Below are 20,097 nucleotides of genomic sequence, written 5' to 3'. Positions count from 1 at the left end.
CTCTCCTCTGCTCACCCCAGGATACTTGCGACGTGCTGGAACCATGTGACCAGCGGTGGCGGCAGATAGATGCCGGCGGCAAACACCAACGCCAAGTGGGAATACATCGGAATGTAGGACGCCTCGGCGGGTGCAGTGCTGCCGCGCGGTTCGCCGAAAGCGACGCCGGTTAGTCGAAGCAGCAGGGCGCCGAAAGCGAGCAGAATCCCGAAAACCACCGGCATCGCCAAAAGGGGATGTCTTGCAAATGTCGAACTCACGACCAGGAATTCGCTCATGAAGATGCCGAGCGGAGGGAGGCCGGCAATCGCAACGACGCCGATGACGAGCGCCCAGCCAAGCGCAGGATGTGTTTCCGTCAGTCCCCGGATTTCGGCGATGTTCTGTGTCCCCTTGACCTGGGCAATGTGGCCAACCGTGAAAAAGATCGCCGATTTGGTCAGGCTGTGCATGACCATGTGCAGCAGCCCGGCAAAATTGGCGAGCGGGCCACCCATGCCGAAAGCGAACACGATGATGCCCATGTGCTCGATCGAGGAGTACGCGAACAGGCGTTTTATGTCGCGGCGGCGATAGAGCATGAAGGCCGCGAAAACAAGCGACGTAAGTCCCATCGTGATCATCAATGGCCCAGGTGCGATCGCTTCCGGGCTTGCCGCGAGCAATAGCTTGAAGCGCAGCACGGCATAGAGCGCGACGTTTAACAGCAAGCCTGACAGCACCGCGGAAATCGGCGTTGGACCCTCAGCATGCGCGTCTGGCAGCCAGGCATGCAACGGCGCAAGGCCGACCTTCGTCCCATAGCCCAGCAGCAGAAAGACGAAGGCGACATTGAGCAGAGCCGGATCGAAGCGCGCGGCGTGAGCGATGAGTACCGTCCAGACCATCGCATTCGTTCCCTCGCCGACGATCGGCTGTGCGGCCATGTAGACGAGGATGGTGCCGAACAGTGCCAGCGCAATACCGACGCTTCCCAGAATGAAATATTTCCAGGCGGCCTCCAACGCTTCGTGCGTGCGGTAGATGCCGACCATGAGCACGGTGGTCAGCGTGGCAAGCTCCACCGCCACCCACATCAAGCCAATATTGTTCGACACGAACGCCAGGTTCATGCCGAACATCATGACCTGGTACATTGCGTGATAAAACCGCAAGTTCGGGGCTGTCAGCCGCCCGGTCTCCAGTTCGTGGGCAATGTAGGAAGCGCTGAAGACGCTGGTGGTGAAGCCGACGAATGTGTTGAGCACGATGAAGACGATGTTGAGATCATCGACGAGCAGATACTGTCCGGGCTGTGGGCGGTCGGTGACAAGAAGCGACAGTGCGGCGAGCAAGGTTAGGAAGCTCGCAGCGACATTGAGGCCCGCCGATATCCGGTATTTCGGCAGCGCCGCCAGAAGTGCGGCCGCGAAGACCGGTATCAGCAAGATGGCGGCCACCGCGTCGAGGGAAAACGCGGTCAACGGTGTTCTCCCCTGTAGTCTTCGAGCGCGCCGACATCCACCGAGTCGAACCTCTCGCGGATGCGGAACAGGAAGACGCCGATGACGATGAAGGCGATAAGGATCGAGAAGGCGACACTGATCTCGACGACCAGGGGCATGCCCTTGGCCCCCGTAGCGGCGAGGACCAGACCGTTCTCGAGCGACATGAATCCGACAACTTGGCTGACGGCGTTGCGGCGGGTGACCATCACCAGCAGCCCCAGCAAAATGATGGACAGCGCGAAAGCCAGGTCCTCGCGGGCGAGGGGATCAGCCTCGGGAGTGACGCGCAGCATCAGGACCATGGACAGGGCCACCAGGCCTATCCCCGCAAGCATCGTCGTTCCGATGCCGACGGCGGTCTCGACGTCACGATGGATACCGAGCCGCTGAATGATGCGATGAAGCCCTACAGGAATGACGATCGCCTTGAAGACGAGGGCTATCGCCGCCGTGACGTAGAGATGATGCGCGTCCTGGATATATGCCTGCCAAGCTACGGACAGGGCCAGCACGATTGCATGAAGGGCAAAAACGTTGATCAGCGCAAAGAGGCGATCCTGATACAGCATCATGAAACTGACCAGCACCAGGCCGCCGGCGAGCAGGTGAGCAATGTCGAAGGTGAGGCCGTTCATCAGAGGCTCCGTGAGACGAACAGCAGGAGCGTGCCGAGCAGGGCCAGCATCAGCGCCGCCCCGAGGAAATCCGGGACGCGGAAGATGCGCATCTTGGCGATGGCAGTCTCAAAAACGGCGAGGAGAACGCCACAGACGGCAAGCTTGCCGACATAGGCGACGACACCCGGAGCAAGGGATTCCAGTCCTGCCCCGGCGCTCGCCAGTCCCCAAGGTAGGAAGACGCAGGAAATCAGCGACACATAGAGCAGAAGCTTGAGGAAGGCGGCAAACTCGATCATCGCCAAATGGCGACCAGAATACTCCAGCACCATCGCCTCATGAACCATGGTGAGTTCCAGATGGGTCGATGGGTTGTCCACGGGTATGCGGGCGTTTTCGGCGATCGCCACCATCACGAGGGCGATGAGCGACATCCCGAGCGATACCCGCAGGCCAACCTCCGGCGATCCCATGAAGGCGGCGACTGTCGAGAGTTGCGTCGCGCCGGCGACGAGCGCCAGGCTAAACACGATGAGCAGCATGGCGGGTTCGGCCAGCGAAGCGATCATCACCTCGCGGCTCGAGCCGATGCCGCCGAAGCTCGTGCCGACGTCCATGCCTGCCAACGCCAGGAAGAACCGGGCGCTTCCCAGCAGTGCGACAATGGCTATGAGATCGGCGGTCCAACTGAATGTGAGGCCGGCGGCGAATGTCGGGATGAGCGCCGCGCCGACCCAGGTGGTGGCAAAGATCAGATAGGGCGTCACGCGAAACAGCCAGGATGCATTGTCCGCCAGAACGACTTCCTTGCGCATCAGCCGCAAGAGATCGCGGTAAGGTTGGATCAGGGAAGGACCCTGGCGGCGCAAGAGCCGTGCCTTCACCTTGCGCACGAATCCGGTCAGGAGCGGCGCCAGCAAAAGGACCAGCGCCATCTGTGCGCCTTGAACGGCCAACTCGAGAATCACGGCCATAGTGCGAGCACCAGGAGCAGGGCAATGAGAAAGAGAAAGACGAGGGTCAGGTAGCGCCTGATCGTCAGGAACTGCAGATGGTTGAGGTGGTCGGTCGCAAAATCGATGGCCTTGGCGATCGGCTGATAGAGCGCCTCCCAGATCACGTCATGCATTTCGACGTTCAAACGAGCCGGACCGGTCTCGCCTGGCGGCGGCATTTCGACGGTTTCCCTTGCACGAAATACGAACGCGCCGAAGACGCGGCGGATAGGTTGCGCGAAGCTGACGGCCGTGTACTGCGAGCTTGGGATCACATCCGGGAAGCCGCAACCCCAGGCGGGACCCCGACGGAGTGCATGTGATGCAAAGCGATGGATCACATATGCCGCAGCGGATGCGGAAAAGGCGATGAACAGGAACACCAACAGGCCGTTGTAGGAACTGCGGCTCGCTGCAATCGGCACGATAGACAGCCAGGGCTGCGCCATCTGCACAGGCATCCGGCTGCCAATCAGTGGCAGTGTCACCGATGGAAGGCCGTCTATGACAAGACCCGGCAGAATACCGGCCAGGAGACAAAGGGCAGCGAGGATGAACATTGCCGCTAACGAGTAGCGATCGACTTCATGCGCATGCTCCGCTGCCGAGGTCCGTGGCCGGCCCAGAAATGTAATCCCGAACGCCTTTACGAAGCAGGCCGCGGCCAGTGCCGCCGACAGCGCCAGCAGACCGCCAACTGCGGGCACCATGACCTTCAGTCCCCATTGTGGCAGATCGGGGCTCTGCAATATGGCCTGAAAGGCCAGCCATTCGGAGACGAAGCCGTTGAAGGGTGGAAGCGCCGAGATCGCGACGCAACCGACCAGAAAGGCAAAACTTGTAAAGGGCATGCGATGGATGAGACCGCCCAGCTTCTCCATATCCCGTTCTCCGGTTGCCGTCAGCACGGCACCCGCGCCGAAAAACAGCAAGCTCTTGAAAAAGGAATGGTTGAGGACGTGGAACAGCGCGGCGGTGAGCGCCAGCGCTGCAGCCGATGGCATGGCGTTCGCCTTGAAAGCGAGCGCGAGACCAAGGCTCACGAAGATAACGCCGATGTTTTCAATGGTGCTATAGGCAAGCAGTCGCTTCAGGTCGTTTTCCATCAGGGCGTAGAGGATGCCGAGAACCGCCGTCAGGCCGCCAAGGAAAAGCACGGCAACGCCCGACCACCATGCCGGCTCACCGAGCAGATCGAAAATAACGCGTATAAAGCCATAGACTGCGACCTTGGTCATCACGCCGCTCATGAGAGCCGAGACGTGGCTTGGCGCGGCCGGATGAGCGAGTGGCAGCCATACGTGCAGCGGGACGAGTCCAGCCTTGGAGCCGGCGCCCAGCAGCATGAGAACCAGGACGAAAGCAGCAGCGAACGGGGTGGGGTCGGCGGCTCGCATCGCGTCGAACGTATAGGTTCCATCGGATCCGGCGAGCAGGCCGAACGCAAGCAGCAGCGTGAATGTGCCGAAGCTCGCCATCACGAGATAGATGTAGCCCGCCCGTGCATTGTCCTGCTCGCGATGGTGCGCCATGACGAGCGCCCAGGAGGCGAGCGACATGAATTCCCAAGAAAGCAGGAAAGTGAAGGCGTCGTCGGCCACCATGACAAGGTTCATTCCGGCTAGGAAAGCCGGGAAGAACGGCAGGACCCGATGCGGCACAGACTCATGCCTGCCGTATCCGAGGCCATAAAGACTGGCCATGGAGCCGCCGAAGTTGACGACGATGAGGAAGAAGGTCGAGAGCGCATCCAAACGGAAATGAGCTCCAATCCATGGCAATCCAAGAGGCAATACCACAGTCGACGGGGTGACGGGATTGTCGGCGATGCGGCTCGCGAGAATGATGAGCACGGCCGCCGATATAGCCAGCGTCAAGCCGTAGATCAGGCGTGTTCCCGAGTCCGATCTGCGGCTTTCCGCAATCGCAAGCACCGCAGTCCCCAGGAGCGCAGCAACGCCCCACAGGAGGACCGCGGCCCCCGAAATCACGCCACGCTCCTCACGGGGACTTTGGCATCCGTATCGACCCCGCCCAGAATTTTGGCGGGATCAAAATCCGTTTTCAGTCGCACGCCGCGCCCGCCGATTTGGCTGGAGGCACCTTCAGCGATCAATTCCACGCCGGCGAGGTCAAGTGCCCCGATCAGCTTCATGAGAGAATCGACGTTACCCCGAATAATCGACTCGCTGGCTTCCATGCGTTGAATTGTCGGCACGGAAAGACCGGACAATTCGGCAAGCCTGCGCTGGTCGATGCCAAGGAGCGCCCTCGCGGCACGCAACTGTGGAGCAGTTATCACGGTCGCATCCCCCTTTTGATCAGCTTTGAGATATTATCTCTACGCCTTGCAGCATATATTAAAATGCGGCGCATTCAATTAATGATGCGTGACGCATCTGTCTTGAAGTTGTAGAAAACCCGGCGATATGTCCCCCGCCTCGAACCAAAGCATGCGACCATTCTCGCCGCCAGCCATCTCGGATTGTACGTGATGGGGCTGGCAATGGGCCTTGTCTCGGCCGGCCATTCGATTGGAGCCGCCGCGGGCGCGTTCCTAGGGCGGCTATCTCTTCGACCTCACTCCACGTTACGAGTGGTATGGCTGAGTTCGCTTGCTCTTGCCGTTGGGGCCGGTCTCATCGTGTTCGTGCTTCAGGATCAGCCCAACAGATAGCTGCCGAAATCCAGGAACAGCGCCTTCGCGAATGTGCTGCCAAATCTGGCATGCGGCAAAGCTCTGTCGCGCTACTGCCATAGCCGCCTCATGCGAACGGAGACGTCCTCCAGGACTGGCATGGAGGCCAGCACGAGGAGAATGGCCGCGAGAAATAACGTCGCCGCGAAGCCGACATGCTTGAAACCCACGGCGCCGATGACGCCGCCGGCAAAGAACAATGCCACAAGCGACGCAAGCAGCCTCAGCTTTCTTCGATCGGCCTTCACGAACAGTTCGTCCGAGTCACTCCCCGAGATGTTCCAATAAAGCAGCTTGCCGAGCTCGATGCCCATGTCAGTCACCAGGCCAGTGACATGCGTTGTCCGGATTCTGGCTTCCGACAGCTTGGTGATGATGGCGTTCTGCAAGCCCATAATGAAGCAAAGCAGCATCACCGTCATCGGCACAAACAGAGCTTCATGACGCGCAAGATGGCTGCCGAGCAGGCCGAAGCAGATCAGCAGAACCGCTTCCAGGGCAAGCGGGAACGCGTACTCGCCCTGCAGACCCTGCCGCCTTCCCCAGTTGACCAGCACCGCTGAGCAGGCGGCGCCTGCGATAAACGACAACAAGGCGCCCAATCCGGAAAGCGCCAGTCCGACATTGCCGAGTGCCAGGTGATCAGCCATCGACGAAACGATGCCTGACATGTGGGATGTGTACTGTTGGACCGCCAGAAAGCCGCCAGCATTGGCGGCTCCTGCGATGAACGTCAGAAAGCGAGCGAGGTGCCGGTCGGCTCTTTCGCTACGCTCTTTTCCGGTCAGCCGGTGCAGATACAGGATCATGAGCGAACCTTGCCTTTCTATGCGGGAAAGCGGGACCGCAAGCTGACATGTCGGGAGAGATTCATTGGGTGTTTCGGGAAGAAAAGGAAGACGAAAGACGGTGAATGCGTGGCGCCGAGGGCGTGCTTTGTATGATCTACTTTGGCACGCCCAACAGCGTATCTGGATGCCGGAACCTGACGCCAGGGCCGCCATCGTCGCTACGCATATGTTCGCTGAGAAGGTCGACACCGGCGCGGTTCAGCGCATCGATCACTTTCACCAAACTATCGACAACGCCTCGCACATTGCCTTGGCTGGCTTCCATCGTTGGATCGTCGGCAGCGAGAGGCCTGCCATTTCCGTCAGGGTTTCTGGTCGATGTTGAGAAGGGCGCGGGCAGTACGGAGCTGGGAAGCGGTGATCATCGAGGCATCAGTGTCTGAATATGAGAAAATGATAGTCTCCATAGCATCATTGATATACTAAATATCAATACAGAGCGAAAAAAATGATCTGACTTTGGCAGAGAGAACCTTGGCGATTATCGTGTCCGCGTGAACTCAACGCTACAGACCTTTTCAGGATCCGACCGGGACCTGGACCGTCAATGATGCTCGTACCGGGCGGCCCGCCGAGATGGGCAGCCGAACCACCGTTGGAATGAACCAGAACGATGCCGAGGAACTCGCCGATCTCCTCAACGGGCTGAATGCACAAAGGCCGAGCTCTACAGAGGTTCTTCAAGAGCCTATCAAGCCCTCCCCGAGCTGGAATATCCCTTCCATGACAAGGACATTCTCGTCACCGCCTGCGGCCGCATCTGCATGCACAGGAAGAAGATCAACATCTCCACCGTGCTCGCTGGCCAGAGGCTCGGAATCACCGAAGTCGACGACGGCATTTGGCTCGTCTCCTTCATGCACTATGATCTGGGATATATCGACGTGGAACAGAGGACCTTGCAGACCATCGACAACCCGTTCGGCACGAGGTTGTCACCCATGTGTTAGGTACAAACTGTTACCCATGTCTCCGGGCCGTACATGTGGAATTTGGTAGCGGGAGAGGGATACCGTCAATACAGGTCCGCCACCGAATTCGTTTGCTAGCTCGACTTCTTTGCCCTCTCGATCGCGTTCCGAGTCTTGAGCGTGCTGCCGATCGACCAATCTGACCATGTTCAACGACTCAGCGAGGTCGAACGTGCATACCGTTTCCCGTGAAGAGCTGTACACGCGAGTTTAGTCGAAGCCGTTGATCAAGGTGGCCGCAGACTACGGGATCACGGGACTGCGCTGAGGAAGACGTGTAACCGGCACCGCATTCCCAACGCCTCCGCTCGGCTATTGAAGGCTTCGCGCCTCCGTCGGTTGCTTCCCGGCCCCACGGCGCAACAGAAACTGCCGAGGCTCTAATCGACGCTGGATGACAGTTCCGTGGCAGGTCAGGGCGATTCCAACCGATCTATAAGCAGCGTCTGGAGACAGCCCTTCAGCATCGGAATCTTGTAACCGCTTACTCGAAAGGAAGGCGCATCTGTGAATCTCGCAGAGCGTGCCGGAAGTTACTCACCCGCCGTATTAGCGTTAATCAGGCGCTCCAGAGTAGCGAAGTCCTTAAGATCTCGGTAGGGCGTCACATCAAGGTCTGCCGGCACCTTGCTAAGCTTCTCTTCGTCGATGGGTTTTTCGTTCAGTTTCATCAACGATTGGTATGTTTTCCACGAAACGCCGGCGGCTTTGACGGCATCGCGTTCAGCGCGAACTGCTATTTGATGCGCATGAAGGTAATGAAGCCCAAGCTTGTCCAGAAGAGCCTTTTCCACGACCTCATGCGTCAGCAAAAATGGTGCGAGCCGCACCCTACGGCCTTTCCAAGGGATTGTTCGTGGCAGATGCCGGTCGATGTAAATCATGCCTCCGTCTTTGCTGTAGCCTGCAATGTATGGGATGTCGAAGCCGTGGTTCACTTCCACCCGACGGTGCAAGGCCAGGACAACATCGCCGAGCACCGCGTCGTCGATATCCTCGGAGCTGTGTCGGACTTCATCTTCGAGTTTCATTGTGATTCCCATGGCCTGTCTAGGCAGTCTGTGCCGCTCGGAACTGGGTGACCTAGATTGGTTCCTCACGTTGTAGGTTTGCACACTACTCTAGTCGCCGAAATCGCGGTCCTAGCCAGCGTGCCTAATTGTGTCGTTGGCCGAAGTCGTACGTGCGCCGTGTCAAACGGCATCCAAAACGATCCCCGATCGGCCGAAGAAGAGTTGCGATGGGAACCATCGCAGAAATCTACAGTGCAGGAGCGACGGGCTTGGAACCTTTGGCGCAGCGAACGCGAACGCCTTTGTTTCTTCAAGAGGCAAACGCCGGCCAATATTGAAACGGCGGGTCAGGAGACGCCGAGCTGATAGATGCCGTATCTTTGAACATTGGCGACGCATCTTGCCCTGGCAATGCATAGTTTGTTGCTTGCCCGCACAAAGTGCTCGAGCGGCGACGCGCCTTCAAGGGCGACTGCGCCGTTCAGGCCTGTCCGGGCTGTCCTGGGAGACACAGCGCCACCCGTCGCTATCGCGAGATCGCCGGTGTTGGATTTGCCTTTCGTTGGTGAACAACCCGGTGGCCGGTTCGGTACGCGCAGCAAACTCCCCCTCCGATTGCTGCATTGATCGGTGGCACCGATCGCAGCCCGCTTCTGACGCCCGATACTGCCGCATTAAACGCAGAAGCCTACCGAGATCCCAATTTGGCTTTTGCCCCAGCACAGGGGAAGACTGATAATTTTTCTCGCCCTTACCGGCGCCGCGATCGAGATACTGCAGGGCATGCAAATAATAAGTCGCGACATGGATATCTTCGACTGGTTTGCCGATTGTGTGGGCATCGCGTGCGGACTCGCGATTGCAAGCTGGACAACGAAATTAGCTGACGGTTTCTCCTAGAGGTCACATCCTGGAAAGTACGGGCTGGCCGCGCAAAGTACTTGCGCGGTGAAGAGGATTTGCGGCACGCTTCGCTACAGGATTGCCGCGAGGAGGATGGGATGGCCGTAGCTAAGAAGGACCGGAGGCCGGAACTTAGACGCATGAAATACCTCATCGCCTCGCTGTTCGGCGCCTTGCTGCTGTTCGGTTTCATCGCCTTGGCTGGCGCTGGCCACGGCTGGATCGCGGGCGCGTTGAGTTGCCTGCCACTAGCTGCGGTCTCGTTTGCCGCTTGGCTCAACGCACTGCGCGCTATACCTTCACTCCATATCGCTAGCGGGCTGCTTGTTACCGCATGCGTCGTGCTCGTAGGCACGGCGTATGGAACGCTATCAGATGGCGCGCGCTACTTCCTTGATTATTGGCGCCTGCAAGGTCCCCTGGCCGGGCCGGTTATCGCCCTCATCTATTTCAACTGGGTCTTCGCGTGCGGGCTCACGTGGTGGCGTCGCCGCGCAGAGACTTAGCTATGCGTCGCCCTGGCGGGAACCCACTAGAGAGGACCGACGAGCAAGAAGACCATCGCTCGGCAATCGCAAGCTCCGGTTCCGTCCTGGCATCTCTTTCTGGGTCATATTGTCGGTGATGAGCCGTCGCGGGCATTGCATGATTTCGCCTCGCGTCCACCCGACCTCAAGCATGCAACCTACGATGGCCCGGATCCCCGGCCCCATGGCCTCTTGGCAGTCTATCTCGCGATCGGCATATTCGCCCTGTCGTCTTGGCGGCGTGATCATCGTCGCTCCGTAGAGATACGCTTCGCCGGCACGCTACTCGATGATCTTCACAACCACGTTTTCACCGCTTGCTTCTGCGAGCGCGTAGTCGACGCTAGCGTTATAGTCCGCTTTTGGGCTGGCGATGAGATAGTAGATGAAGTGGGCTTCGTCCAGCGACAGGTCTTTCGGATCGACTGGTATCTCAAAACCGAGATAGGCGAACAGACCGCGGAATAGGCACGCGTCCAACGCGCTCGCTTCCTGGGGAAGCTGGCCGGTGGCGCTCCTCGACCTGCCGCGATTGAAATGACGCCTTTATCGATAAGGGCCGGTTATCGTCGCCGCATGCCCTGGACCGTTACAGCGACGGTGGATTGCATTATACCGGCCTTAGTCTTGAGGGGTTTGGGAAGTGATCACGAACATCATCGACAAGCGTGCGCGCCCATATCGATGGAAGTCGGTTACAGTGATCGTTGAAGCGACCTGGCACGACAACACGGTCCGGGACAGCGATCTGGTGCCCAAAACAGACGGGGAAATTGATCAGCGCGAACGCATCACCCTGGCTGAGGCCGTCCAATGGGCGAACAGCCTGCCTGGATCCGTGACCCTATTCATCTACGATGAGGGGGCTATCTTAATGTGAAAGAAGGCCACCGGGCTTCGGCTGTTCAGTCCTAGCGGACCCTTCGAGCACTTCCGGTCCGAGCAGACGACCTACGGATACAGCGTCGGTGAATTGCATGATACCTTTGCGCTCGCAACCAGGGAGTGGGGGAATGGACGACGAGTCTTTCAGGGCCCTTATCGAATCTCACCGGCATACTCAGCGGATGATCGGGCGGCTTGAGTTCCTTATCGGGATCATCTTCTGAGAATGCGCTAACTGTGACGGCGGTGGTCACCGTGGCTCGTGTGTCAGCAGATGTGGTAAGGTTGAGTGTCGGCGAGTAGCAGAGGTCCAGCAACAATGACTTTGAGGCGAACCAGAGCTTACGGCGCATCCGGCTTGGTTCTAGCGGTTTGCACTGTGTTTGCTTGGCAGAACGCCACTGCTGCTCAGAATTGCGACGCAGCCGCGACGCCTGGCGTCAATTGGCGCGAGTGTAACAAGAAGCTTCTCATCCTAGAAGGACAGGACCTGAGCGGGGCGAACCTGTTCGGTGTTGATTTCACTTCGACCGACCTCAGGAACAGCAATCTCCTTGAGGCAAATCTTGAGAAGGCAACGCTTGTGCGTGCTTCCCTGGCCGGCTCGACCGCCAAAGGCGCCCGGTTCGACAGAATCGAGGCCTACAGGACCGACTTCAGCCGTATGGACGCGCAGGGCGCTGTGTTTGCGAGCGCGGAAATGCAGCGCTCGAATTTTCAGGACGCCAATCTGACCAATGTTGATTTCACAAAGGCGGAATTGGGGCGTGCGCAGTTCCATGAGGCCGATATCAGCGGCAGCCGCTTCTCGTTTGCCAATCTCGCACGGGCGGACTTCCGAGGAGCGACGCTCACCGCGCCGGTAGACTTTGACCGCGCTTTTTTCTTTCTGACCCGTATCGAGGGCGTCGACCTTTCCAATTCGACGGATCTGTCCCAGTGGCAGCTCAACATGGCTTGCGGAGACGCCCGGACCGAGTTGCCTTCCGGCTTGACGAGGCCTGAAGATTGGCCCTGTCAATTCCAGCAGGAATAATTGTCGCAAACGAACTGCGGCAATGCTGCACCCGACAGGATTCGAACCTGTAACTTCTGCCTTCGGAGGGCGCAGATCCTCCGCCAAAGTGGCACGTTTCTGCGGTATTGCTATTGGCGAAATCGCGGCCGAAGGTATTTGTGCCCCTTCCGTTCACCGCTACCGGTTCAATCGAACCGGTATCTGTCCGAATAAATCAAAGTCATTGAGACGCGCTGCAAGCTCGTCGAGCTCAATATTTGAGCGCCTGTCCGGAAAATGGGTGACGGCGTCGAACTGGTGCTCGATCGACTTCGCCGCGATACTCGCAGCGAAGCCTCCAACCGAGACGACGAGCGTCAGGTTTTCGATAGGCGAGTGGCATAACGCCTCTCCTTCCACAATGGTAGGAGCGCGGCGCTCGATGCGAACCTGCAAGCCTGTCAACACGCCTGCGATGATCAGCCCTCCCGCCGTCACTTCGTCGCCGGTCACAAACACCCGGTCCAGTACCGGGCGACAGCACTTGATAGGCCGCGGCATCTTGGGGGCTTAACGGATTGTGTCCACCTATTTTAGGGAATGGTGCGTTCTCGCGCTGCTGAAGGCGGCGGAGCGGGAAGCGGGTGACATTCTCATGGACCGGTTAGTCAAGAACGACGTAGAGTAGATGAGCTTTGCCAGGTCACGACGTGGCAAGCGGTGGAATCTTGCCCCTGAAGCGGAAAAAATGCGCGATGTCGAAGCGGAAGGCCGGGCCATTAAGGACGCCAGGTCAACGGCCGAAGCTACGGCAGGGTTCGCCAAGGCCATAGGCGCGGCGATCGAAATGTGTGGCTGCCAGATATAACAAGGCAGCCGCAGCACATTTAGTTGATTGCCGTTGTAACGTCGACCTCCATACAACGGCGAGCGGGCCGCCGTCCCCAGCTATCTCTGTGCAGGACGCGCGCGGACGATCCGGCGCACCCGAAGGGCTGGGGAGAGCTCGTCGCACGCCTACGGGGCTCTTATCTACCCCGCCGCTTAAGCTCCTTTTGCTGGCGGAACTTCGCTTCCTTTTCGATAAAGTCGGCTCCTCCAGCTTGAATTGCCTCCCAGACAAAGTCGTGAAAGCGGAAGGGGTAATGATCTTGGTGATGAGTGCCGCCCGGGCTCGTCGCCAGACCCTTTTCCAACAGTAGCGACATTGCGGGGCTGTGAACGTAGGTGAAGATTGACGGCGTTTTCTTCTGCAAGGCTTCGGCGACGTAGTGCAGTTCCTCACCGGACAGGCTATCGAGGCGCGCCAGGATAATCTCCCGTTTGTCCTTATTAGCCTTCTCCGCGATCAGCTTTCTTCTTCTCGGTCTCCTCCCGTTTCGCCTTCCTGGATGCCAGCCAACCGCGCAAGCTGGTGATCTCCTGTCCCGCCATGCTGCTGATGGCGATGGCGCTGAAGAAGACCCCCACGCAGATCGTCACCCCGCTCCAAAATGGCTCTAGTACTACCCACTGGTAGTGGCCCGCGACCAGTATCCCCCATGCACCAATGGCTATTCCAGCGACCACTCGTGTCGGGAGGCTCAATGCGTTGAGCCACTCGAGTCAGGAAGAAAGCTCATGTCCAACGCCCCCGAATTGCCAAAAGCATCATAGCGTTTTTGAGTCAGGTTACAGAGCGGCCGACTTCGAGGGCGATCGTTACCCGGAGCGTTACCCCTGCGACGCAAATGTAAAACCCGCCATCAGGCGGGTCTAAATTATAAAGCGATTTCAGCGTTTATGGTAGCGGGAGAGGGACTTGAACCCCCGACCCCAGGATTATGATTCCCGTGCTCTAACCAACTGAGCTACCCCGCCAGGGCGGCGAAGGCCCGAAATCCAGCTTAAATCGGCAGGCATATCGGCGCGTTCGCCAAGGTCGCGCGGATATAAGGTTGCGAGGCCAAGCCTGTCAAGCATCGAAGTGGCTGCCGCGCCGGCATATTGCCGGCGCCTAAGGCGCATCGCGTTCGACCGGTTCATGCGATGCGCTTTAGATTCTGGTTTGATGCATGTCGTTATCGCGAAACCCGCTGCACACTTTTGCGCGACATGCATAAAGCTTTGCCGGGCAGACATTTGGGCGCACAGGCCGGGGTTGAGTTCAGCGAGGCACGTCGTTATGTCTCGGCCACGAAAGCCATGGTCAGGAACTGATGAACCCGCGCATTGCAGTCCTCGGTTGCGGATACTGGGGCAGCAACCACATCCGCACCCTCAAGGCGCTCGGCGCGCTGCACGCGGTTTCGGACGTCAACCCTGCGCGTGCGGAGGGTTTTGCCAGCGAGCAGGATTGCCTGGCGATTGAGCCGGAGGCGCTGTTTGCCCGCGACGACATCGATGCCATCGTCATGGCGCTGCCGCCGCAGTTCCATGCCGACATGGCGGTACGCGCCGTGCTCGGCGGCAAGGACGTGCTGGTCGAGAAGCCGATCGCGCTGACGGTGGCCGATGCCGAACGCTCCGTGCAGGCGGCTGCCGATAATGGCCGTGTCTTCATGGTCGGCCATGTGCTGCGCTTCCATCCCGCCTTCGAGATGCTGAAGGCGCTGATCGACAATGGCGAACTCGGCGAAGTCCGCTACATCCACTCGCATCGGCTCGGCCTCGGCAAGTTCCACACCGAAAACGACGCGTTGTGGGATCTGGCGCCGCACGATCTGTCGATGATCCTGGCAATCACCGGCACCGAGCCGGTCGAGGTGCGCGGCGAAGGCGCTGCCCTTCTCGACAATCTCAGCGACTTTGCGCATCTGCACATGCGTTTTCCCAACGGCCTGCGCGGCCATCTGTTCGCCTCGCGGCTCAACCCTTACCGCGAGCGGCGGCTGACCGTTGTCGGCACCAAGGCGATGGCGGTGTTCGACGATGTCGAGCCATGGGAGCGCAAGCTTGCCGTTTACCGCCACGCGGTGTGGCAGGACAGCGGCCAATGGGCGTTCACCGCCAACGAGCCTTCCTATGTCGCGGTCGGTGAGGGCATGCCGCTGACGCGCGAGCTCGAGCATTTCATCCACTGCATCGAGACGCGGGCCGAACCGCGGACCAGCGGCGAGGAAGCCATCAGGGTGCTGCGCATCCTGACCGCCGGCACCGTCGCCCACACCAGGCCCTAGAGCGGTTCATCGTCTCCCGGAAACGCCGAACCGCTCTATTTCTTTGTTTCTGTGCAATTCCGGACGGAAAACCGTTCCACACTTTTCCTGGAATTGCTCTAGGCGAAAAACGCCGTCTATTCGGCGGGAACCCGCGCCGGCTGGACGGCAAGCCGCGTCAGCATCGCCTCGGCTTCGGCGCCGCGCTCGGAGCGCTCGATGAAGCCGCCGCCGAACACACGCGCGTCGTTGCCGTCGTCGGAATAGAGCACGCACGCCTGACCGGGCGCAATGCCGGATTCGCCGTCGACCAGCTCCACCGAAGTGATGCCGGCGCGGTGATGCAGCACGGCCGGGCGCGGCGGCCGCGTCGAGCGCACCTTGGCGAAAAGCTCAAGCCCAGCCGCCGGGATATCGGCCAGCGGGCCATCGCCCAGCCAGTTCATGTTGCGCAAGAAGATCTTGTGCGTCTCCAGCGCCTCGCGCGGGCCGACGACAACACGGGCCCGGTCGGCGTCGAGATGGACGACGTAGAGCGGCTCGCCGGAGGCGATGCCGATGCCGCGGCGCTGACCGACGGTGTAGCGCAAAATGCCCTCGTGGCGGCCAAGCACGCGCCCGTCTATATGGACGATGTCGCCCGGATTGGCGGCAGCCGGCTTCAGCTTGGCGATGATGTCGGAATATTTGCCCTGCGGCACGAAGCAGATATCCTGGCTGTCCTGCTTGGCCGCAACCGTCAGTCCCATCTCCCCGGCGATGGCGCGAACCTCAGGCTTCGACAGGCCGCCGAGCGGAAAACGCAGATAGTCGATCTGCGCCTGGGTGGTGGCGAACAGGAAGTAGCTCTGGTCGCGGTCGGCGTCGACCGGCCGGTAAAGCGCGCGGTGGTCGCCGTTTGCGCCGGAACGGATGTAGTGGCCGGTGGCGAGCGCGTCGGCGCCGAGTTCCTTGGCGGTCGCAAGAAGGTCGGCGAATTTCACCGTCTGATTGCAGGAAACGCAAGGGATCGGCGTTTCGCCGGCGACATAGCTCTCGGCGAACGGATCGATCACCGCCTTGCGGAAGCGTTCCTCGTAATCGAGGACGTAGTGTGGGATACCGAGCGTCTCGGAGACGCGGCGGGCATCGTCGATGTCCTGGCCGGCACAGCATGAGCCGGCCCGGTGCGTTGCCGCGCCGTGGTCGTAAAGCTGGAGCGTGACGCCGACGACGTCGTAGCCCTCGCGCTTCAGCAGACCGGCAACGACCGACGAATCGACACCGCCCGACATGGCGACGACGACGCGGGTGTGTTCGGGGCGTCCGGGAAGGTCGAGGCTGTTCATGTTTCTTTCGTTCTGCGCGGCGCTTCAATGCCAATGGCCGGAATATAGGTCAAGCGTCTCGGCCGCGCCAGCTTTGCAGGCCGGCGCATTTTTTCCAGCCGGGTTCAACGCGCTTGCCGGCAGATGTTTCAAATGCCGATGAAAAGACTAACGCCGCGTTCATGATCCTTACCTATCCATTAGGGTCTGCTTAGGCAAATTTTAAAGCTGTGGCGGTAATGTGGTGGGGATTGGGTCTTTGAGTTTTTTGTAGAGAGTACGATGACCGATCTAATTAGACCGCGAGTCAAATATGTTATCGGGCCAGACGGCAGCCCACTTACCATCGCCGATCTGCCGCCGACAAACACACGTCGCTGGGTTATCCGGCGTAAGGCGGAAGTGGTGGCGGCGGTGCGTGGCGGGCTTTTGAGCCTCGAAGAGGCGTGCCAGCGCTACAAGCTCACCACCGAGGAATTCCTGTCCTGGCAAGCGTCGATCGACGAATACGGCCTTGCCGGGCTGCGCACCACGCGCATCCAGCAATACCGGCATTAGGCCGGTAAGGGCGCCGATCCGCGCCCTTACGTTTGCGAGGGGCGACGATCTGGAATTTCAGACCGTCAGCACCACCTTGCCGATCGGCCTGTTGGCGAGAAGGGCATGGGCGGCACCGGCCTGTTCGAGCGGAAACGCCTTTGCCACGTGGACGGCCAGCTTTTTCGCGTCGATCAATTTGCCGAGCTCCACCAGAGCGGCACGGTCGGGCACCACGGACATGCGCTCGACGCGGATGCCTCGCGTCCCGGCCTTTGCTTTGGTGGCATCGCTGACATCGAGCAGCGACACCAGAACGCCGCCGGCCTTGAGCACTTCCAGCGATTGCTCCGCATGCTCGCCGCCGAACGGGTCCAGAACCAGATCGATGTCGCGGGCCTTCCGGGTGAAATCATCCCTTGTGTAGTCGATCACCTCGTCGGCGCCGAGCGAGCGGACGAAATCGAGCTTTTCCGCGCTGGCGGTTGCGACGACGTAAGCGCTGTGCGCCTTGGCGATCTGCACCGCCAGATGGCCGACGCCGCCGGCTCCGGCGTGGATCAGCACGCGCTTGCCAGAATCGAGCCGGCCATGGCGGACAAGGCCTTGCCACGCCGTCAGGCCGGCCAGCGGCAGCGCGGCGGCTTGCGCGTGATCCATGCCTTCAGGTTTCGGCGCAAGCTCATCGGCCGGGACAGCGGCGAGTTCGGCGTAGGCTGCCGCCTGTTTGGGAAAGCGCGTCATGCCGAACACGGCATCACCGACCTTGAGGCCGGAGACGCCGGAGCCCAGCGCCTCGACAATTCCCGAAACGTCCCAGCCAAGGACAAAAGGCGGCTCGCCAAGCAGCGGATAGTGGCCGCCGCGCACCGCGCCGTCGACCGGATTGATGCCGGCCGCCTCGATGCGGACGAGCACTTCGCCGGCGTCGGGTGATGGCGCTGGGCGATCGGCAATGACGAGGACGTCCGGTCCGCCGAAGGAATTCTGGATAATGGCACGCATGGAAGGCACTCCTGCTGGTTTCATGTGCCACTATCACTTGGATAGTTACATTCTCTTGTCTAGTATGTACCTTTGAGATATATACGCACCTGATGGATAGCGAAGATTGTTTCCCTTCTGGTTATGACGCGTTCCGACGGACGTGCCCGTCGCACGCCGTGCTCGAGACGCTCGCCAGCAAATGGGTCTACCTGGTGATCTGTGCGTTGCGTCGGGGCCGGCTCCGCAACGGCGAATTGGCGCGCAAGCTCGAAGGCATCACGCCGAAAATGCTGACGCAGACGCTGCGTATCTTGGAACGCGACGGCCTTGTGCGGCGGGAGGTTTTCCCGGTCATTCCGCCGCGTGTCGAATATGAGCTGACCGAACTTGGCCAGAACCTGGCAGGACTGCTCAATCAGATCAGAGCCTGGTCGGAGCAGCATGTGCCCGACATTAAGAATGCGCGCGCACGGGCGGCGGAACAGCAGGAAGATCTGGGTGCCTGAGGCGGCACCGTTCGGGTGCTCAGCAATGGCGCGCAAGCGCGGCGCGCGTTAAAAGCCTTGTTTTCAGCCGATCATGGCGCTGCGGCCGCCGGCTTCCGTGTCGCGCGCCTTGGTGTCGCGCGATTCGAGCATCTCGGCCTTGGAAAGCTCCGCTTCGGCTTCGCTCAGCAATGATTCGGCGACATTTCGCTGCTGGGCGAGGTCGCTTTGCGAATTTCTGAGGTTGTCGCGGCGCAGACGTGCCGCCTTGGCGAAGGTCGGATAGGCAAAATGATTGATGTCGGTGATGCCGGCCTTCTTCTCCTCTGCGGCGATCTGAAGTTCCAGTTCGACGGCCATGCGCTCGAATTCGGCGATCATCATGTCGAGCTGCAGCAGTTGCCGCCGCTTCTCGCTCACCTGAAATTGCTTCAGCCGAACGAGGTTTTCACGTGACTTCATGATTCGGTACTCCCGGAAACGCACACCTGCACATATCGCCCAATCCACCCGGCAAGGCCCAGGCTTGACCCGTTTCCACCGGCTTTCCCTGAACTATGGGAAACAAACTCCTAAAGTTTTTTGCCGGCGGTAACCATTCGTTTACGGGCATTGTTAATCATACCGCTCAGGACTTAAGGGCGGGTAAAAATTCTGCTTCTCGTCGCGAAACCCGGCCAACGAGTCCGAAGAGTCACTTAGTCTGGCTTTTTAATGTGCCGCATTAACGGTTTGGTTCTGTGATTCGTTATTGGATTCAATAAGGTGTAGAAAGGGGTTAAAAAATCTGATACCGTGATGGACGGGGAATTAGGTTTTATTAACCATTCGATGGCAGCCTCTGCTCAGGGCAATCACTGCTCCGGTCCTGGACGGATCGTGAAATGGTCCGGCAGCAGAAAAGGGGAATGAAATGCGCGTTCTGCTGATAGAAGACGACAGTGCAACCGCACAAAGCATCGAGCTGATGCTGAAATCGGAAAGTTTCAACGTCTATACGACCGACCTTGGCGAAGAGGGCGTCGATCTAGGCAAGCTTTACGATTACGACATCATTCTCCTCGACCTCAATCTCCCCGACATGTCGGGCTATGAAGTTTTGAGAACACTTCGCCTCTCCAAGGTGAAGACGCCGATCCTGATCCTCTCCGGCATGGCCGGCATCGAAGACAAGGTGCGCGGCCTCGGCTTCGGCGCCGACGATTACATGACCAAGCCCTTCCATAAGGACGAACTGGTCGCCCGCATCCACGCCATCGTGCGGCGTTCCAAGGGCCATGCCCAGTCGGTCATCACCACTGGCGACCTGGTGGTCAATCTCGATGCCAAGACCGTTGAAGTCGGTGGCCAGCGCGTGCATCTGACCGGCAAGGAATATCAGATGCTGGAACTGCTGTCGCTGCGCAAGGGCACCACGCTGACCAAGGAAATGTTCCTCAACCATCTCTATGGCGGCATGGACGAGCCGGAGCTGAAGATCATCGACGTTTTCATCTGCAAGCTGCGCAAGAAGCTCGACGCCGCGTCCGGCGGGCAGAATTACATCGAGACCGTCTGGGGCCGCGGCTATGTGCTGCGTGAGCCGGAAGATATCAGGGTCAGTGCCTGAACTAGGGGCGTGACCTCAAAGTGCGCGCCGGTTTTCGGAAAAGAAACGGCAAAACAACAACATAGAGCCGGTCCGATTTTCATCGGAATGC

General features: G+C 59.6%; 18 protein-coding genes, 1 tRNA gene and 3 pseudogenes. 8 read left to right on the top strand and 14 right to left on the bottom strand.

Annotation, left to right across the window (positions count from 1 at the left end):
- Positions 1-11: 11 nt before the first annotated feature.
- The 7 genes and pseudogenes from AC0L2P_RS01785 to AC0L2P_RS01755 all read right to left on the bottom strand — a co-directional run bounded on the left by AC0L2P_RS01785 (position 12) and on the right by AC0L2P_RS01755 (position 7,013).
- Positions 12-1,463, bottom strand: a complete 1,452-nt coding sequence (locus tag AC0L2P_RS01785; RefSeq protein ID WP_473499534.1) for a hydrogenase 4 subunit F — start codon at positions 1,461-1,463, stop codon at positions 12-14.
- Positions 1,460-2,122: a hydrogenase-4 component E gene (locus tag AC0L2P_RS01780; protein WP_473499533.1), complete on the bottom strand. Its 663-nt coding sequence runs from the start codon at positions 2,120-2,122 to the stop codon at positions 1,460-1,462. Before AC0L2P_RS01780 ends, AC0L2P_RS01785 begins: the two co-directional genes overlap by 4 nt.
- Positions 2,122-3,078, bottom strand: a complete 957-nt coding sequence (locus tag AC0L2P_RS01775; protein WP_473499532.1) for a respiratory chain complex I subunit 1 family protein — start codon at positions 3,076-3,078, stop codon at positions 2,122-2,124. Before AC0L2P_RS01775 ends, AC0L2P_RS01780 begins: the two co-directional genes overlap by 1 nt.
- Positions 3,069-5,090 carry a hydrogenase 4 subunit B gene (gene hyfB / locus AC0L2P_RS01770; RefSeq protein ID WP_473499531.1) on the bottom strand — a complete coding sequence of 674 codons (2,022 nt, stop codon included), beginning with the start codon at positions 5,088-5,090 and terminating at the stop codon, positions 3,069-3,071. Before hyfB ends, AC0L2P_RS01775 begins: the two co-directional genes overlap by 10 nt.
- Positions 5,087-5,401, bottom strand: a complete 315-nt coding sequence (locus AC0L2P_RS01765) for a helix-turn-helix domain-containing protein (protein WP_473499530.1) — start codon at positions 5,399-5,401, stop codon at positions 5,087-5,089. Before AC0L2P_RS01765 ends, hyfB begins: the two co-directional genes overlap by 4 nt.
- A gap of 458 nt (positions 5,402-5,859) precedes the next feature.
- Positions 5,860-6,606 (bottom strand): annotated as a pseudogene (locus AC0L2P_RS01760) (YoaK family protein); the annotation flags it as partial.
- Positions 6,607-6,742: 136 nt separating this feature from the next.
- A pseudogene (locus AC0L2P_RS01755) lies at positions 6,743-7,013 on the bottom strand (helix-turn-helix domain-containing protein).
- A gap of 297 nt (positions 7,014-7,310) precedes the next feature.
- On the opposite strand from AC0L2P_RS01755, the pseudogene AC0L2P_RS01750 reads away from it, so the two are divergent.
- Positions 7,311-7,598, top strand: a pseudogene (locus AC0L2P_RS01750) (IS481 family transposase); the annotation flags it as partial.
- Positions 7,599-8,152: 554 nt separating this feature from the next.
- Here the strand turns inward: AC0L2P_RS01750 and AC0L2P_RS01745 are convergent.
- Positions 8,153-8,650 carry a hypothetical protein gene (locus tag AC0L2P_RS01745; protein WP_473499529.1) on the bottom strand — a complete coding sequence of 166 codons (498 nt, stop codon included), beginning with the start codon at positions 8,648-8,650 and terminating at the stop codon, positions 8,153-8,155.
- Positions 8,651-9,675: 1,025 nt separating this feature from the next.
- Between AC0L2P_RS01745 and AC0L2P_RS01740 the strand changes: the two genes are divergently transcribed.
- Complete coding sequence (locus AC0L2P_RS01740) at positions 9,676-10,041, top strand: hypothetical protein (protein WP_473499528.1); 366 nt, start codon at positions 9,676-9,678, stop codon at positions 10,039-10,041.
- A gap of 303 nt (positions 10,042-10,344) precedes the next feature.
- On the opposite strand, the gene AC0L2P_RS01735 is transcribed toward AC0L2P_RS01740, so the two are convergent.
- The gene (locus AC0L2P_RS01735; RefSeq protein ID WP_473499527.1) at positions 10,345-10,542 is read right to left on the bottom strand and encodes a hypothetical protein; all 198 of its coding nucleotides are present in this window, start codon (positions 10,540-10,542) and stop codon (positions 10,345-10,347) included.
- Between the two features lie 163 nt (positions 10,543-10,705).
- On the opposite strand from AC0L2P_RS01735, the gene AC0L2P_RS01730 reads away from it, so the two are divergent.
- On the top strand, positions 10,706-10,942 hold the full coding sequence (locus AC0L2P_RS01730; protein WP_473499526.1) for a hypothetical protein: 237 nt from the start codon (positions 10,706-10,708) through the stop codon (positions 10,940-10,942).
- 324 nt (positions 10,943-11,266) lie between these two features.
- Complete coding sequence (locus tag AC0L2P_RS01725) at positions 11,267-11,983, top strand: pentapeptide repeat-containing protein (RefSeq protein WP_473499525.1); 717 nt, start codon at positions 11,267-11,269, stop codon at positions 11,981-11,983.
- Between the two features lie 159 nt (positions 11,984-12,142).
- Here the strand turns inward: AC0L2P_RS01725 and AC0L2P_RS01720 are convergent, their stop codons facing one another.
- Positions 12,143-12,457: a hypothetical protein gene (locus tag AC0L2P_RS01720; RefSeq protein ID WP_473499524.1), complete on the bottom strand. Its 315-nt coding sequence runs from the start codon at positions 12,455-12,457 to the stop codon at positions 12,143-12,145.
- Positions 12,458-13,727: 1,270 nt separating this feature from the next.
- Positions 13,728-13,804: transfer RNA gene (locus AC0L2P_RS01715), tRNA-Met, on the bottom strand.
- A gap of 338 nt (positions 13,805-14,142) precedes the next feature.
- Here AC0L2P_RS01715 and AC0L2P_RS01710 point away from each other — a divergent pair.
- Complete coding sequence (locus tag AC0L2P_RS01710) at positions 14,143-15,102, top strand: Gfo/Idh/MocA family protein (RefSeq protein WP_473499523.1); 960 nt, start codon at positions 14,143-14,145, stop codon at positions 15,100-15,102.
- A gap of 116 nt (positions 15,103-15,218) precedes the next feature.
- Here the strand turns inward: AC0L2P_RS01710 and mnmA are convergent, their stop codons facing one another.
- Positions 15,219-16,409: a tRNA 2-thiouridine(34) synthase MnmA gene (mnmA, locus tag AC0L2P_RS01705; protein WP_473499522.1), complete on the bottom strand. Its 1,191-nt coding sequence runs from the start codon at positions 16,407-16,409 to the stop codon at positions 15,219-15,221.
- Positions 16,410-16,670: 261 nt separating this feature from the next.
- Between mnmA and sciP the strand changes: the two genes are divergently transcribed.
- Positions 16,671-16,946, top strand: a complete 276-nt coding sequence (sciP, locus tag AC0L2P_RS01700; RefSeq protein WP_023679563.1) for a CtrA inhibitor SciP — start codon at positions 16,671-16,673, stop codon at positions 16,944-16,946.
- A gap of 57 nt (positions 16,947-17,003) precedes the next feature.
- Here sciP and AC0L2P_RS01695 read toward each other — a convergent pair whose 3' ends face one another.
- Entirely contained in the window at positions 17,004-17,930 is a 927-nt protein-coding gene (locus AC0L2P_RS01695; RefSeq protein WP_473499521.1) for an NADP-dependent oxidoreductase, read from the bottom strand.
- Between the two features lie 92 nt (positions 17,931-18,022).
- Between AC0L2P_RS01695 and AC0L2P_RS01690 the strand changes: the two genes are divergently transcribed.
- Positions 18,023-18,418 (top strand): winged helix-turn-helix transcriptional regulator, encoded by a 396-nt coding sequence (locus AC0L2P_RS01690; RefSeq protein WP_473499520.1) that lies wholly within the window; start codon positions 18,023-18,025, stop codon positions 18,416-18,418.
- A gap of 63 nt (positions 18,419-18,481) precedes the next feature.
- On the opposite strand, the gene AC0L2P_RS01685 is transcribed toward AC0L2P_RS01690, so the two are convergent.
- The gene (locus AC0L2P_RS01685) at positions 18,482-18,859 is read right to left on the bottom strand and encodes a flagellar export protein FliJ (protein ID WP_023719275.1); all 378 of its coding nucleotides are present in this window, start codon (positions 18,857-18,859) and stop codon (positions 18,482-18,484) included.
- A gap of 451 nt (positions 18,860-19,310) precedes the next feature.
- Between AC0L2P_RS01685 and ctrA the strand changes: the two genes are divergently transcribed.
- Entirely contained in the window at positions 19,311-20,006 is a 696-nt protein-coding gene (gene ctrA / locus AC0L2P_RS01680; RefSeq protein WP_006203583.1) for a response regulator transcription factor CtrA, read from the top strand.
- Positions 20,007-20,097: the final 91 nt, after the last annotated feature.

It is taken from the genome of Mesorhizobium sp. WSM4836, assembly GCF_055811815.1.
The sequence above is the reverse complement of the archived record's forward strand: the minus strand, read 5'-3'. Positions and strand labels throughout refer to the sequence as shown.

What these genes read in the sequence shown, in the direction of transcription:
- AC0L2P_RS01780 (WP_473499533.1), bottom strand. Translation starts at nt 2,122, where the DNA reads ATGAACGGCCTCACCTTCGACATTGCTCACCTGCTCGCCGGCGGCCTG.
- AC0L2P_RS01775 (WP_473499532.1), bottom strand. Translation starts at nt 3,078, where the DNA reads ATGGCCGTGATTCTCGAGTTGGCCGTTCAAGGCGCACAGATGGCGCTG.
- AC0L2P_RS01745 (WP_473499529.1), bottom strand. Translation starts at nt 8,650, where the DNA reads ATGAAACTCGAAGATGAAGTCCGACACAGCTCCGAGGATATCGACGAC.
- AC0L2P_RS01740 (WP_473499528.1), top strand. Translation starts at nt 9,676, where the DNA reads ATGAAATACCTCATCGCCTCGCTGTTCGGCGCCTTGCTGCTGTTCGGT.
- AC0L2P_RS01725 (WP_473499525.1), top strand. Translation starts at nt 11,267, where the DNA reads ATGACTTTGAGGCGAACCAGAGCTTACGGCGCATCCGGCTTGGTTCTA.
- AC0L2P_RS01710 (WP_473499523.1), top strand. Translation starts at nt 14,143, where the DNA reads ATGAACCCGCGCATTGCAGTCCTCGGTTGCGGATACTGGGGCAGCAAC.
- mnmA (WP_473499522.1), bottom strand. Translation starts at nt 16,409, where the DNA reads ATGAACAGCCTCGACCTTCCCGGACGCCCCGAACACACCCGCGTCGTC.
- sciP (WP_023679563.1), top strand. Translation starts at nt 16,671, where the DNA reads ATGACCGATCTAATTAGACCGCGAGTCAAATATGTTATCGGGCCAGAC.
- AC0L2P_RS01695 (WP_473499521.1), bottom strand. Translation starts at nt 17,930, where the DNA reads ATGCGTGCCATTATCCAGAATTCCTTCGGCGGACCGGACGTCCTCGTC.
- AC0L2P_RS01690 (WP_473499520.1), top strand. Translation starts at nt 18,023, where the DNA reads ATGGATAGCGAAGATTGTTTCCCTTCTGGTTATGACGCGTTCCGACGG.
- AC0L2P_RS01685 (WP_023719275.1), bottom strand. Translation starts at nt 18,859, where the DNA reads ATGAAGTCACGTGAAAACCTCGTTCGGCTGAAGCAATTTCAGGTGAGC.
- ctrA (WP_006203583.1), top strand. Translation starts at nt 19,311, where the DNA reads ATGCGCGTTCTGCTGATAGAAGACGACAGTGCAACCGCACAAAGCATC.